We start from the raw sequence: 13,769 nt of genomic DNA, 5'->3' as shown, positions 1-13,769 counted from the left end.
CTTTTTCTTTATTTTATCATGAAAAAGGGCATAAAAACATATGTTTTGTGCAATTTTTAATTTTCAAACACGCTCTAAAAGTCTTACAAGTTCTTACAAAATTCTGTATTTTTCGCTCCGACGATTGACAGTTCTGACAGAAAAATGCATACTGAAAAAAACGCAAGATCACAGCCCGTGCTTCGAGATTTAACCGAATCAAGCAAGTAGCGAAGCGGATTGCGAATATCCGCCTGACTCCTTTTCCTGCGAGGGAAGGATAAGAGCTTTCGGAGTGAGAAAAGGGCAGTCTGTTTTTAGAAACGAAGCAAGAGAATGATAGCTTTGCTTTACAAAGAAAAAAGAGGGGGAATAAAACATGATTCGTCTGAACCACGTCAGTAAGATTTACGGAGACGGAAGCAAAAAAGCCGTCGACGATCTTTTCTGGGATATCGAGGATGGAAAGATCACCGGATTTATCGGCCCAAACGGAGCCGGGAAAACGACAACATTAAAAATGATCACCGGCATCCTGGCACCGTCCGAGGGAACGATTGAAATCAATGGAAAAGATATCCAGAAGGATCCGCTTGAAGCCAAGCGCCAGTTCGGTTTTGTGCCCGACGACCCGGATGCGTTTCTTCGCGTCAGGGGAATTGAATATCTGAATTTTATGGCAGATATCTACGGTGTCGGAACGGAAGAGCGTCAGCGTTTTATCGAAGAAACCGCAAAACGCTTTGAGATGGAAGAGAACCTTTCGAGCCGTATCATGAGCTACTCGCATGGCATGCGTCAGAAAATCATGGTGATGGGCGCACTGATCCACAAGCCGCCGGTCTGGATTCTCGATGAGCCGCTGACCGGCCTTGACCCGCGCTCCGCGCACGAGCTCAAACAGATGATGCGTGAACACGCCGATGCCGGAAACGCCGTGCTGTTTTCCACCCATGTGCTGGAAGTAGCGGAAAAACTCTGCGACCGCATCGCCATCATCCATCACGGCCGCCAGGTATACCTGGGTACCCTGGAAGAATTAAAAGCGGCCTATCCGGATCAGACACTTGAAAATATCTTTCTGGAGATCACTGAACATGCGTAACTTATGGATTCTCACCCGTTTCCTTCTGAAAAGCGGACCAGGAAAAAGCAATCAGAAGAGCGGAAAAAAGAAAGCATTTTCGGACGGAGGACGTATCGTTGTATACCTTCTGCTTGGTGTCTGCCTCCTTCCCGTGTCGGTCTTGCTGTTTCTTCTGGGATATTCCGGCTATACCTTCCTGCAGCCGCTCGGGCTGGAAAACCTGCTGATCGAGTTTGTCTGTGCCATCGGCATGATGGTCATTTTCTTCTATGGCCTGCCGCTGTTTCTGAGCGAGTATTACATGGACTCTGACCTCGTAAAGCTTTTGCCGCTGCCGTTTACCCCGGCGCAGATTGTCGGTGCGAAAGGCTTCTGCTGTCTGCTGAACGAATACTATCTTATTGTACTGCTGTTCTTTCCGTTTCTGTTAGGGTACGGGATCAGCGCCAAAATGGGCATTTTTTACTGGATCAATATGATCCTCGCCTGCCTTATTTTCCCGGTTGTGCCGCTCGTTTACGCTGCAGTTTTGACGATGCTCGTGATGCGTCTTTTCAAAAATATCCGAAACAAGGATTTCTTAAGCTACCTCGGATTCGCCGCATCCCTGATTTTTGCGATCGGCATCAACGTATTTTCGCGCAGTATCGGAAATTTTGAAATGCAGGATATCATGAACCTGATGGAAAGCCAGAAGGGCACTCTGCGCGCCTTCCGGACCATTTTTCCGAACCTGCCCCTGATGACCGGAAGCCTTGCAGATGCATCCTTTCTCAAAATGATACTCTACATCGCTACAACAGCCGTCATCCTTGCTGTCTTTTTCGCCCTCGCCTGGAAAATCTACCTCCCGGCTGTCCTCGGCATGAGCGAAACCACCAGCGAAAAACGCATTTTATCCAAAGAAGAAGTGACCAGAACCGTCAAAAGCAAAAATCCGGTCCGCACCTACGCGATGATTGAATGGAAAAAACTGTACCGCACACCGGCCTGGTTCATGAATTGTGTTCTGATGCCTCTCATCTGGCCGGTCTTCATGCTTGGTATTGCCCTCATTTCAATCATTTCCAGCCTTGGCATGGCTAAAACTACCGGCCTTTGGACCCGGCTTGTCGCCGATGGCACTATATTCCGCCTCCTGAAAGGGGAACTGCCCGTCGCAGTTGCCGTCCTTACTGCCGCCGGAATCGCCGTCATGATGTCCATGTTCTGCGTGATCTCCGCCACAGCGATGTCCCGAAAGGGCAGCGAATACATCTATATGAAATGCATTCCGATGAGCTATCACGACCAGATCCGTGCCATGCTGGTAAGCGGCATCCTGATCAGTCTCCTTGGCACCTTGCCGTACGCTCTGATCTTCAACATGATTGCTGTCGTCTTCGGTCTGCACCCGGCGACCCTTCTTTACACCACGGCGATCACGATTTTATTTACCCTGTTCGTCAACTATGAACAGCTCCTTTTTGACCTTGCATTTCCGAAATTAAACTGGGAAAACGAAACCGCCGCCATAAAATCCAACAACCGCTCCCTGATCTCCGTCCTCATCGACCTCACCGTCGGCGCAATCCTGATCGGAGCCGGCTACCTGCTGTACGGAAAACTTCAGCTCAACATCCACATCACCACGAGCGTGATGATTCTGCTTACCGCAGTCCTGACCTTCGCCATGCGAACCGCCCTTTTTAAATGGGGCGTTCAAGTGATGGAACATCTGGAAAGCGCTTAACAGTTTCGAGACATAATAACAATATTAAAATGTGATAGAAAAGAGATTTCAGCCAATGTGCGGATCTCTTTTTTTTGCGCTCCTTTCCAATTTCGCTGCGTATTTTCTTTTATCGATTATGCTTCATTGTACTACTAAAAGACCTGTGTGGGCAATCCATTGCCGCCATTCCCCGAAAATTTTAAAAGACGGACAAAAAACAGAGGATTTCTCTCTGCATTTTGTCCGTCTCTCTACAACGTATTTATTGGATTCTCCGTTTACGGAAATGATGAACTAATTCATCGCCTCACCCTTCAGCAGTCTGCTGATGTGCTTGTACAGAAGCATGGTTACCAGTGATACCACAACACCTTTGATGATATTAAACGGTACAACGGCAAACAGAACAAAGGTCGGAAGGCTTGTAATTGCTTTGTTGACTGCAGATCCCATTCCCACAAGGGCATCCATCGGCATTCCAAAGGCTGCTGCATAAGCCGGAAGCAGTACAAAAGCGTTCAGAAGACCGCCGGCTGCTGCCAGAAATACGGTTCCGACTGCCATACCGATCATGGCATTTTTCTTTGTTTTCTGTGTTTTGTAGATCCATGCGGCCGGCATAACATACGCACAGCCGATCAGGAAGTTTGCTACCTCGCCAACACCTGCGGTGGTACTTCCTTTCATGACAAGGTTCAGCAGAATCTTAATCAGCTCAATCGCAGCTCCGGCAAGAGGTCCCATCGCAAAGGCTCCGATCAGCACCGGAACTTCGCTTAAATCAATCTTGTAGAAACTTGGGGCAAACGGAAGCGGGATGTCAAAAAACATCAATACGACTGCGGCGGCGCCGAGCATTGCCACCTGTACCATGTAACGGGTTTTTCCGATTTGCGACATCTTTGATGTCTGTTTTGCTGTTGTCTGTGCATTCATAACTGCATTTCTCCTTTTTTCTGGAGATCTTGACCGGTTCTGCCGGAAGTAACGAGTCCAAATACGCTCCACGAATTTGAACTCGTTTTCGCGGCAGTCGCCAAGGTCTCGTGCAAGCACGGACTTTGGCTCGTTGCCCGCGAAAAAAAGTGCCCTGAATTCCTTTTCTTGAATTCAGGGCACCAAAAAATATTTCCATGCAAATAAACTTTATTTCATCTTCTTTCATCCAGACTTTAACTGTTGGTCCCGGAGTTGCACCGAGTCAGTCGCTGTTTGATATCGCAGCGGGTCGCGGACTATACCGCCAGTAGGGAATCACACCCTGCCCTGAAGATCTCCGTATTTTGTTTTTACAGGAATATTTTATTCATATTCACACAATTTGTCAATACTTTTTTCAGACAATACATTATCTGGTTAGTTTGCTACGCCCATCTGAATTTTTCCTGTGCTCTTATTTTTCAGCACACGCAGATAGCAGATCCGCATATCTCCCTTCAGGACGAGACGGATCTCAGATGCGCCGTCCGTCTGCGGTCTGTCTGCGAGGGAAATTTCAACATCCTCATAAATCGGCTCGCGGTACCGGTTGCGCTCTTTTATTTCTTTCTCCGCATAGCGGTCCAGTTTCGGAGCACTGCGGAACTCGCAGGTTCTTGTGTCACCGGTAAAGCTTCCCATTGAAACACCGTCCACAAAGGCTTCCACACTGCCGCCGCGTTCACTCTTCACATGAAGTGCCAGAACAGCAGCATCGGAAAGATCACAGTCACGGTAAACGAGAACACCTTCTTTCGTCTCATCCTGCACGCGGACTGCCTTGAAATTGAAGTGGCCTTCCGTCAGATACATGTTCTCGTAATCATCGTAGTGGTCTGCCGCGGTAAATGCACTCAGATCGCGTACTCCCCTTTTTCCGCCCGGAATAAAGATTTCTGTGGAAACGGCTTTATCCTTGCAGGATGCGCCTGCATAGATTTCATACGTTCCCTCTTCTACCATCAGTCTGCGGCTGATGACATCGTAGAAGCGAAGCTCCTCTACCGGGATTTCCAGTGCCACGTGTCTCGTCTCGCCCGGGGCAATGTTTTTCACACGGACAAAATCAAGCAGCTGGCAGATTGGTTTCTTCACGCAGGATTCCAAAGCGGAACCGTAGATCTGGACGACCTCGTCGCTTGCGGTATCGCCCGTATTTCTCACATCGAGAGAGATCTGCAGCAGACGGTCGTCTTTTAAGGAAACCTTATAGTTCTCATACGCAAATGTGGTATACGTCAGGCCATAGCCGAATGGATACAATACCTTCCCATCGAAATAGCGGTACGTTCTTTTTCCTTTGATGATGTCGTAATCGTCAATGTCCGGCAGCTGATCGATACTCTCATACCAGGTCATATTCAGACGACCGGCCGGTGCATAGATTCCAAGCACAGCCTCTGCCATTGCGCTTCCCATATCCTGGCTTCCCGTTGCAGACATGATGATCGCCGGCAGTTTTTCCATCGCTTTCTGAAGTGTGTACGGATAATTCGTAAACAGCACCAGAACGGTATTCGGATTGGCCTCTGCGATCCGGTCAAGCAGCATCTCCTGCTCCTCTGGCAGCTCCAGTGTGTTGCGGTCGATCTCCTCTTTCGCATTGATCACGGAGTTACAGCCGAGCGCAAGTAAAACCTGCTTTTTGCCCCGGACCGCAGCAACTGCTTTTTCAATTCCGTTTTCGACAACCTCCATCGTAATCGGAATTCCCTCCGTCTGCTCGAAGGAGAAAAATCCCTCTGCATCCTTATAAACCGGGTAATGGAAACGGTTGGTCAGCACAACGCTGCCATCCTCCTGCGGCTCCACGTGGAAAATCTCCATCACAAACCAGTCGAAGGCTTCCTCGCGGTCTGCCGCGATCTGTCCCATTTTCGGCTTTTCTCCCTGCGACTCTGAGAGTCTTGCGCCGAGGTATTTTCCGGTACGGACACTCTTGAACGTATAGCTTCCCTCACCCCAGTATTCCTTGATAAACACATCTGGCTCATCTGCCATCTGAAGTGTTCCGTCTTCTGCTACGGCAAGACCTTTTCCATCACAGCGGAAAACAACGCGATCCAGACCATCCGCGAATGTAATGTTCTCCTGCTTCAGTGCTTCCATCCCCTGCAGGAAGGTTGTGCGGTATGGTGCCGTTCCGCCGTACCAGTCCTGATACCATGCATCACCAAGCGGTCCGACAATGGCGATATCTTCTGCTTTCAGAGCTTTGTCAAGCGGCAGCGCCCCGTTCTCATTTTTCAGAAGTACGATCGATTCACGGCTCAGCTCTTTGCAGATTTCACGTGCCTTCGGGGAATCGATATCGTCCTCGGTCACACGGTCATACGGATTCAGGTTTTCCCGATCATAAACACCGAGACGAAGCTTCGTCTCCATCATACAGCGAATGGAGCGGTCCATATCCTCTTCCTTCAGAATGCCAAGCTCATATGCCTCGCGTGCCGCCTGCTCTACCATACGCGGATCGTCAGACATGGCATCCACACCGGCTTTCAGTGCCGTTGCGATCGTCTCCGCATGCTGTCCGAAATAGTGATGCAGATTCACGACAAGTCCCATCGCACCGCCGTCGCTGACAACGTGACGGAGACCGTACTGTTTTTTCAGAATATCGGTCACTTCCGGATTCAGGATACCGATCGTTCCGTTGATCTTGTTATATGCCGTCATAATGCCCTCTGCGCCGCCATCCTCAATACATCTGCGGAATGGCTCCAGATACAGCTCATATTTGTTCCGCGGGTCAATGGAAGAATTTTTCCATCCGCGGCCGACCTCCGTATTGTTTCCATAGAAATGCTTTAAGGTCGCTGCACAGCGCAGATACTTCGGATCATCGCCCTGCATTCCCCGGATATAAGCACCGGCCATTTTTCCGGTCAGCACAGGATCCTCTCCGTAACCTTCTTCGTTTCTTCCCCATCTCGGATCGCGCTCAAGATCAACGGTCGGAGCCCATCTGCTGAGTCCATGGCCCTCATGGCGGTGCCATACGACACGCGCCTCCGTTCCCGTCACTTCACCGGCCTGCCTGATCAGCTCCGGGTCCCAGGATGCACTCATACCGATCGGCTGCGGGAAGGATGTTGTCACATCCGGTTTTCCAAGACCGTTCTGATCGTTTCTGCCCTCAACGCCGTGTGCCGCCTCACCGCCTACAGAGACTCCCGGAATGCCAAGGCGCGGCAGATCCGGGGAAGAGCTGGCGAGGTATCCCAGTTTTTCTTCGACCGTCATTTCTTTTAACAGCCAGTCGATTCTTTCCTGATCCGTCAGTGATGCATCCCAGAACGGTGTGTTTTTGTTTACCTGAAACTCCTTCTTTTCTGTCATTTTTCAAAAACCTCCCTATGATTTTGTCTCATGAAATTGTTTGCAGATTTTCCATATACTGTTATCTTTTTACAATGTTTCACATTTCCCATTACTGTCGCTGTATTTAAAAACATGGCCTGACATTTAATAATATCAGACCATGTTTTTGTGCCGCCTTCCGTTCAACGGCAAAACCTTATGTTTTTGCTTTACTTACTCTACATCAACAAGTTTGGTAGCAAGGAACTCTGTCATAGCTTCTTCTGCATCTGCCAGACCATTGTCTGTCAGCTCCTGTACCATGCTCTTCCAGTTTCCATCAAACTCATCTTCGGTACCAGTTACGCATTTAACAAGTCCCGGCCAAGCAATTTCGTCCAGAATTGTCTGTTTCTCAGCAAGTTCCTGTGGCTGCTGATATGCCCACAGTGCAGAGTATGGAAGAAGATCGAACTCTTCCGGCTGTGCAAACATGTCGGTCAGCATCTCAAATCCCATCGCTTCGCATCCTTCTTTTTCTGCTGTATTGTAGTTTGCAATAACAGACTCTTTGGTAGTTGGAGTGTATGGGAATCCGTCTTCAGAGTAGGAACCTGTTCCGTAGATCGGGAATCCAGTGTAGTTGTCAATACCGGTATTCTTTGCATAATCCGGATCAGACTGAGCTTTTGCAACTTCTTCATCGGTACGATATGGCTGTCCGTTATCATCGAGGAAGTAGTTCTCGCCTTCAATACCCCAGTGATACAGGATCTGTCCTTCATCGGAGCACAGATAGTCAAGGAATTTGATGGCACGAACCGGATCTTCACAGCTCTTGGTAATTCCAATACCCCAGCCAACGGTAGTTCCCTGATACAGAAGGGCTTTTTCTACCTGATCTTCTCTTAAGGTTACAGGAAGTCCAACATAAGTCTGATCTACTTTTCCATCTGCTACCAGAGTAGCTTCGCACTGGCTGTAATGCCATTCAGCATCGGTGATAGCAACAACACGGCCGCTGGCAACTTTTGCAATATAGTCATCATCTGTCTGCGTTGCAAAGTTCGGATCCAGGATACCTTCGTTGTACATACGGCACAGCCATTTGAAGTATTCTTTCTCTTCATCTGTTACATGTTTGTAATGTACGTTGTACTCGTCGTCAATGATCCACTGTCCATTATCCGGGGATGCATCAGCGATCAGTCCTGCCGGGTTTCCAAGGGTAATCATCCAGTGCCAGTCAGAAGCACTCATGGTGATACCGATCATATCCAGACCATCTTCTGTTTTTGGATGTGCAGCAAGATAGCTCTTGATCATTTTTTCATACTCATCCAGTGTCTTCGGATATTTATAATCGTTCTCTTTTAATGCAGCCCACTGAATCTGGCAGCTTCCGCCTGTTGTCAGGGTTTTCTGGTTTACACCTGCGTAGGAAAGCTGATAGATTCCAGGATCATCCTGGCTCCATTTCAGTTTTTCCATCTCTGCTCCGTACATTTTTTTGATGTTTGGACCATATTTTTCAATCAGGTCTGTCATATCAATCAGCGCGCCTGCCTGATACAAATCCGTTGCTGAGCCTTTTGCATAAATCATGTCCGGATACTCATCATTTGCGATCATCAGCGCAACATCTTCTTTTTCATCACCCTGGGATGCTACCGGATAGGAAACATCAAGTGTAACGCCTGTTGCCTCTGTGATTGCTTTTGCTACCGGGTTATCCCAGTTGCCGTTTTTACCATCAGCGTTAAAATACTCAAAGGTAATCGGAGATTTGTCATCTGCATCATCTGCTGTCTCGCCTGAAGAACTTGCCTCTGCCGCTGATCCAGTCTCTGTGCTGGACCCTCCCTTGCTGCTGCCACTGTCGGAACCGCATCCTGCGAGCATTCCGGCCACCATAGCAGATACTAACATGAGTGATACTACTTTTCTTTTCATAAAAGCCCTCCTTAAAATGGTTTATGTCATCCTGCACTCTTTCTTTCTCCTGGCAGGAATAAACATCATCTTTTTCTAAAAATTTTTTAATACTGTTTTTTATCAGTCTTTAACAGAACCAAGTGTCATACCGCCGATAAAGTATTTCTGAAGGAACGGATATACAATAACGATCGGCACAGTTGCTACAATCGTTACGGCCATACGTACGGACATTGGTGTTACGGCCGTCTGTACATTGGTTCCTGCATGAACGTCCATTTTCATGGTCGCCTGGTTCATAATCTCATACAGTTTGTACTGCAGAGTCGGGAGTTTTTTCGCATACAGGTAAGTATCCATGAAGGAGTTCCACTGTCCTACTGCATAGTACAGACCTACGGTTGCGATAACCGGTTTACAAAGCGGCATAACGACTTTATACCAGATCTGAAAATCGTTTGCTCCGTCGAGCTTTGCTGCCTCCTGCAGAGCCATCGGCAGTCCGTCGATATAAGAGCGAACCAGAATCATATTATAAACCCACATCAGACCAGGCAGAATGTATACCATGAAGTTATTGCCCAGCTTTAAGGTACGGATAATCAGAAGGTATTCCGGAATCATTCCGCCACTGACATACATGGTAATAACGAACAGAAGCTGGAATGGTTTGCGGAGTACGAAGTCTCTGCGGCTTAATGTGTAAGCAACCATCGAGGTACATACAATACCTACGATTGTTCCGATGATGGTTCTTGTTACAGAAATCACAGCCGGCATTGCAATGCCGCCGTCTTTAAATACATATTTATAGTTGCTTAATGTAAACTTTCTCGGAATGATGAAGTTTACATTCTTAATGGTATCCGTAGAATCGTTGAACGAAATTGCCAGTACGTTCAGGAACGGATAAATGGTGATGATGACGAGGAATACGAAGATTACCGCCAGTACGTAGTCAAATTTTTTTGCTTTCTTGTTCATATTCGCGTCCTCCTACATAAGTTTATCTTCGCCTACCAGACCGGCAATCTTATTGGCGATCAGCAGCAGGGTAACGCTGACTGCAGACTGGAATACACCGATTGCGGTACCAAGACCGTAGTTGCTGTTTCCGATACCTCTCTTATAAGAGAACCAGGAAAGTACCATCGTGTGATCCTCAACCAGCGGGTTACTAAGAAGCATCTGACGCTCCATACCTACGTTCAGGGCGCCACCGATGCTCATAATCAGCAGTACGATGATGGTCGGTCGGATACCCGGCAGAGTGATGTGCCAGATCTTCTGCAGACGGCTTGCACCGTCCATATCAGCGGCCTCGTAAAGACCAGGATCAATACCTGCCATGGCGGACAGATAAATAATTGCGTTCCAGCCAACCTCTTTCCAGCAGTTAATCAGGATAATGGTTACCCAGATAAGCGGTGAGTTGGAACTCATCAGGTGCAGGTTCTTGCCGAAGATACTGTCAACAACACCGCCGTCGTTGAAAATATTCTTTGCAATACTTGCAATGATAACCCAGGATACAAAGTGCGGCAGATAAGAAATGGTCTGCGTTACTTTTTTGAACTTCATAAAGAACATCTCGTTCAGAAGAACCGCAAATGCGATTGCTGCGATCGTTCCAACCGCGATGTCAAGGAAGCTTACTCCCAATGTGTTGATTAATGTCTGTGTGAACAGACGGTCTTTAAATGCATCTGTAAAGTTCTTAAATCCAACCCAGGTTCTCTCCCAGATCGGAAGTGCGAACGTTGCCGGTTTTACCTCCTGAAATGCCATGGTCCATCCCCACAGCGGAATGTACTTGAAGATAATCAGCCAGATTACAAATGGTACTGACATCACAAGCAGCCAGCGCTGTTTCCATAAAATTGCGGGGGCGATTTTCTGCCCTTTTTTCTTTTTCATTTTTTCCTTCGCCATACTCCCCATCCTTTCCGTTGTTTTGTGCGTTTTTATTACGCATTTTCTTTGCTTATTTGTGATATTTACATCATATCAAATAAAATCCCCGTTTGATATTGTGTATTTTGTCCACTTATATTGACTTTTTTTATCTTTTTTCACATTTTCAGGTGCTATGGCAGGCATTTTTACTAATTTATATGCGTTTGTTTTTATTTTTTACACCAGCTTACAACTCTACCAATCAGTGTTTTTTTTGTAAAAAAAGCAGGAAAACGTAATGGGGGATTACATTTTAAGAAAAATGTCAGTTTTTTATCCAAAGAATCTCCGTTTTTTCTGCTATGATAAACACCATAGAACCAAGAGGGGAAAAACGAGATGAGCCAATACAACATATTAGTCGTAGACGACGACCGGGAAATCGTAAGATCTCTCGGCAAACTATTAGAACTGGAAGGCTACAGGGTAAAAAAAGCCTACAACGGCATGGAGGCACTCGACATCCTCATGACCGAACAGATCCATCTGATCCTGCTCGATGTCATGATGCCCAAAATGAACGGCCTTTCCGCCCTGATGAAAATAAGAGAAAAAAACAACATCCCGATTATCATGCTTTCCGCGAAAACCGAAGAGAGCGACAAAGTCATCGGACTTTCGATGGGCGCTGATGATTACGTGACAAAGCCGTATAATACCGCCGAACTCATGGCCCGTGTCAAATCCCAGCTCCGCCGTTACTTCTCCTTAGGCGCCGCAAACGGAACCACACAAAGCCAGGATATCCTGAAAAACGGCGGTCTGCTGCTGAACCGAAACACCAAAGAACTCCTGGTGGACGGTGAACCTGTTCGCCTGACCGCAACCGAGTACAAAATTATGGAGCTTCTGATGGAGCATCCCGGCTATGTATTCTCAGCCGAAGAAATCTACAGCCAGGTCTGGCAGGAGGATGCTTACAGCGTAGAAAATACCGTCATGGTTCATATCCGGCGCATTCGTGAGAAAATCGAAATTACGCCGAAAAATCCAAAATATTTAAAGGTGGTGTGGGGAATTGGATACAAAATTGAAAAAATTGACGGAAACTGAAAAACGCATCCTGCTGTGGATGCTTACCGATCTTTCTATGGTACTGATTTTGTGCGGAAAGCTTCTGCGGAAATGGGCCAGTGAATTCGAATGGGGAATGTGGCGCAACATCGAATGGGGTATCGGCATCGGAGTGACGGTAGTCGGCGTTTTGGGCATAGCCGCAGCCTTGTATCTGGTATGGAAATTCCGAAAAAATACCGGAAACCCGAAAATGACTGCTTTTGCCGGCAGCGAACCGGAAAAAGCGGGAAAAACAGCAAAAAGCAGCGAAGGGGCAGCCGCAGATAAGTCCGAGACAGATGAAATAGAAAAATCCCGGCAGATGCAGTTTGAGGCAAGAGCCGCTGCGGAAGCAGAGAAAGAGCAGCTGTTTCTGAAAAAATCCGAAAAGGTGCCGAATGAGCTTCTGGTTCTTGTCGGAGGATTTGCTTTTTTCGGATGGCTTCAGCCGCTCCGGCACAGCTATGCCAGATACCGCATTGTTGCCGAATGGGGTACTGTAATAGAGTGTGTGCAGACAGGTCTTCTGTTTTTTGGAATCTGTGGCGTTTTCCTTCTCAGTGCCGGCATTCTTGTCTGTCGCTATGAAAAGAAACAACTGAGAGAAATGTCCTTTTTTTGCAGAGAAAGGAAGCGTTACAGAGATCGGACCAGCCTGGAACGGCAGCTTGCCGGTCAGAGTAAATGGCCGTTCCGTGTGGCACTGATTGCGGAACTTCTAATCGTGATTACCATGATCACCGGACTGATAAACGGAATGGATGGCGAGGTACTGTTTGTCATTCTTCTTGGGCTGACCACGCTGATTTTAATTCTGTTTGCCTGGAAAACATACCGCAGTCGCCTGAACCGGGAGATGGGCCTTTTGATGGAACAGATCCATACGATGGCAGAAGGCAGCATGGAAAGCCGGATCCATGAAATATCCGAAAAATCCCTGCTGTATCCGGCGTTTGCAGAGCTGGAAAATATTGAGAGCGCTATGCAGAAGAGCGTAGAAAAACAGATGCAGGCGGAGCGTCTCAAAATTGACCTGATTACCAATGTATCGCACGATCTGAAAACACCGCTCACCTCGATGGTCGGCTATACGGATCTTCTGAAAAAAGAGGATCTGACACCGGCGGCACAGGATTACGTCGAAGTGATTTCTGTGAAACAGGAACAGCTAAAGGAGATGATCCAAAGCCTCTTCGAGCTCTCCAAATCGACAAGCGGAACCGAAAAATTCCAGATGGAAAAAATGGATATGAAACGGTTGATCGAGCAGACCCTCGCCGATATGGACGATGCGATTGCGCAGAGCAATCTGTCGTTTCGCACGGCGCTCGGAGATGAGCCGCTTCCGTTCCTTGGGGATAATGGGAAAATGTACCGCGTGATACAGAATCTCGTGGAAAATATCCTGAAATACAGCCTTTGCGGAACGAGAGTTTACATTGACGCAGGGAAGGAAAACGGGGAGATTTTCGTGACGATGAAAAACATTTCCGCCTATGAGATGAATTTTGAAGCGGAGGAAATGATGGAACGCTTTGTGCGCGGCGACGAATCACGGACGAGCGAGGGGCACGGCCTTGGCCTTGCGATTGCATCAAGCTACACGGCCAACATGGGCGGCCGCATGGAGCTTGCGGCAGACGGCGATCTGTTTAAAGTCATCCTGCGTTTCCCGGAGGCAGGCGAGGATTCTGCACGGGGAGAGATGCATCAGCAGTAAAATAGATGTCGTTTCCGTGTGTAAGAACGTAATGCAGCGCA

The 13,769-nt window shown here is 47.7% G+C and carries 9 protein-coding genes and 1 riboswitch; of the genes, 4 read left to right on the top strand and 5 right to left on the bottom strand.

Annotated features, from left to right (window positions below):
- Positions 1–358 precede the first annotated feature (358 nt).
- Together I2G42_RS10835 and I2G42_RS10830 are read left to right on the top strand one after the other, a co-directional pair.
- Entirely contained in the window at positions 359–1,084 is a 726-nt protein-coding gene (locus I2G42_RS10835) for an ABC transporter ATP-binding protein (protein ID WP_118601108.1), read from the top strand.
- A complete protein-coding gene (locus tag I2G42_RS10830) occupies positions 1,077–2,798 on the top strand; it encodes a putative ABC transporter permease subunit (RefSeq protein WP_195531046.1) in 1,722 nt (573 codons plus the stop codon). Before I2G42_RS10835 ends, I2G42_RS10830 begins: the two co-directional genes overlap by 8 nt.
- A 276-nt stretch (positions 2,799–3,074) precedes the next feature.
- On the opposite strand, the gene I2G42_RS10825 is transcribed toward I2G42_RS10830, so the two are convergent.
- From I2G42_RS10825 to I2G42_RS10805, 5 genes are all read right to left on the bottom strand, one after another.
- A complete protein-coding gene (locus I2G42_RS10825; RefSeq protein WP_022461231.1) occupies positions 3,075–3,716 on the bottom strand; it encodes an ECF transporter S component in 642 nt (213 codons plus the stop codon).
- 213 nt (positions 3,717–3,929) lie between these two features.
- Positions 3,930–4,058: riboswitch (FMN riboswitch) on the bottom strand.
- Between the two features lie 78 nt (positions 4,059–4,136).
- On the bottom strand, positions 4,137–7,100 hold the full coding sequence (locus tag I2G42_RS10820) for a beta-glucosidase (protein WP_195531045.1): 2,964 nt from the start codon (positions 7,098–7,100) through the stop codon (positions 4,137–4,139).
- Between the two features lie 195 nt (positions 7,101–7,295).
- The gene (locus tag I2G42_RS10815; RefSeq protein WP_195531044.1) at positions 7,296–9,014 is read right to left on the bottom strand and encodes an extracellular solute-binding protein; all 1,719 of its coding nucleotides are present in this window, start codon (positions 9,012–9,014) and stop codon (positions 7,296–7,298) included.
- A 102-nt stretch (positions 9,015–9,116) separates the two neighbouring features.
- Positions 9,117–9,980 (bottom strand): carbohydrate ABC transporter permease, encoded by an 864-nt coding sequence (locus tag I2G42_RS10810; RefSeq protein WP_055221945.1) that lies wholly within the window; start codon positions 9,978–9,980, stop codon positions 9,117–9,119.
- A 12-nt stretch (positions 9,981–9,992) separates the two neighbouring features.
- Complete coding sequence (locus I2G42_RS10805; RefSeq protein WP_055221943.1) at positions 9,993–10,928, bottom strand: ABC transporter permease; 936 nt, start codon at positions 10,926–10,928, stop codon at positions 9,993–9,995.
- A 363-nt stretch (positions 10,929–11,291) separates the two neighbouring features.
- On the opposite strand from I2G42_RS10805, the gene I2G42_RS10800 reads away from it, so the two are divergent.
- Together I2G42_RS10800 and I2G42_RS10795 are read left to right on the top strand one after the other, a co-directional pair.
- On the top strand, positions 11,292–12,005 hold the full coding sequence (locus I2G42_RS10800; protein WP_055266899.1) for a response regulator transcription factor: 714 nt from the start codon (positions 11,292–11,294) through the stop codon (positions 12,003–12,005).
- The gene (locus tag I2G42_RS10795) at positions 11,971–13,728 is read left to right on the top strand and encodes a sensor histidine kinase (RefSeq protein ID WP_195531043.1); all 1,758 of its coding nucleotides are present in this window, start codon (positions 11,971–11,973) and stop codon (positions 13,726–13,728) included. Before I2G42_RS10800 ends, I2G42_RS10795 begins: the two co-directional genes overlap by 35 nt.
- The last annotated feature ends 41 nt before the right edge of the window (positions 13,729–13,769 follow it).

Source organism: Fusicatenibacter saccharivorans (assembly GCF_015557635.1).
Taxonomy (GTDB): domain Bacteria; phylum Bacillota; class Clostridia; order Lachnospirales; family Lachnospiraceae; genus Fusicatenibacter; species Fusicatenibacter saccharivorans.
The sequence above is the reverse complement of the archived record's forward strand: the minus strand, read 5'-3'. Positions and strand labels throughout refer to the sequence as shown.

Excerpts from the sequence above, each read along its gene's own strand:
- I2G42_RS10835 (WP_118601108.1), top strand. The coding sequence starts at position 359 with ATGATTCGTCTGAACCACGTCAGTAAGATTTACGGAGACGGAAGCAAA.
- I2G42_RS10830 (WP_195531046.1), top strand. The coding sequence starts at position 1,077 with ATGCGTAACTTATGGATTCTCACCCGTTTCCTTCTGAAAAGCGGACCA.
- I2G42_RS10825 (WP_022461231.1), bottom strand. The coding sequence starts at position 3,716 with ATGAATGCACAGACAACAGCAAAACAGACATCAAAGATGTCGCAAATC.
- I2G42_RS10820 (WP_195531045.1), bottom strand. The coding sequence starts at position 7,100 with ATGACAGAAAAGAAGGAGTTTCAGGTAAACAAAAACACACCGTTCTGG.
- I2G42_RS10815 (WP_195531044.1), bottom strand. The coding sequence starts at position 9,014 with ATGAAAAGAAAAGTAGTATCACTCATGTTAGTATCTGCTATGGTGGCC.
- I2G42_RS10810 (WP_055221945.1), bottom strand. The coding sequence starts at position 9,980 with ATGAACAAGAAAGCAAAAAAATTTGACTACGTACTGGCGGTAATCTTC.
- I2G42_RS10805 (WP_055221943.1), bottom strand. The coding sequence starts at position 10,928 with ATGGCGAAGGAAAAAATGAAAAAGAAAAAAGGGCAGAAAATCGCCCCC.
- I2G42_RS10800 (WP_055266899.1), top strand. The coding sequence starts at position 11,292 with ATGAGCCAATACAACATATTAGTCGTAGACGACGACCGGGAAATCGTA.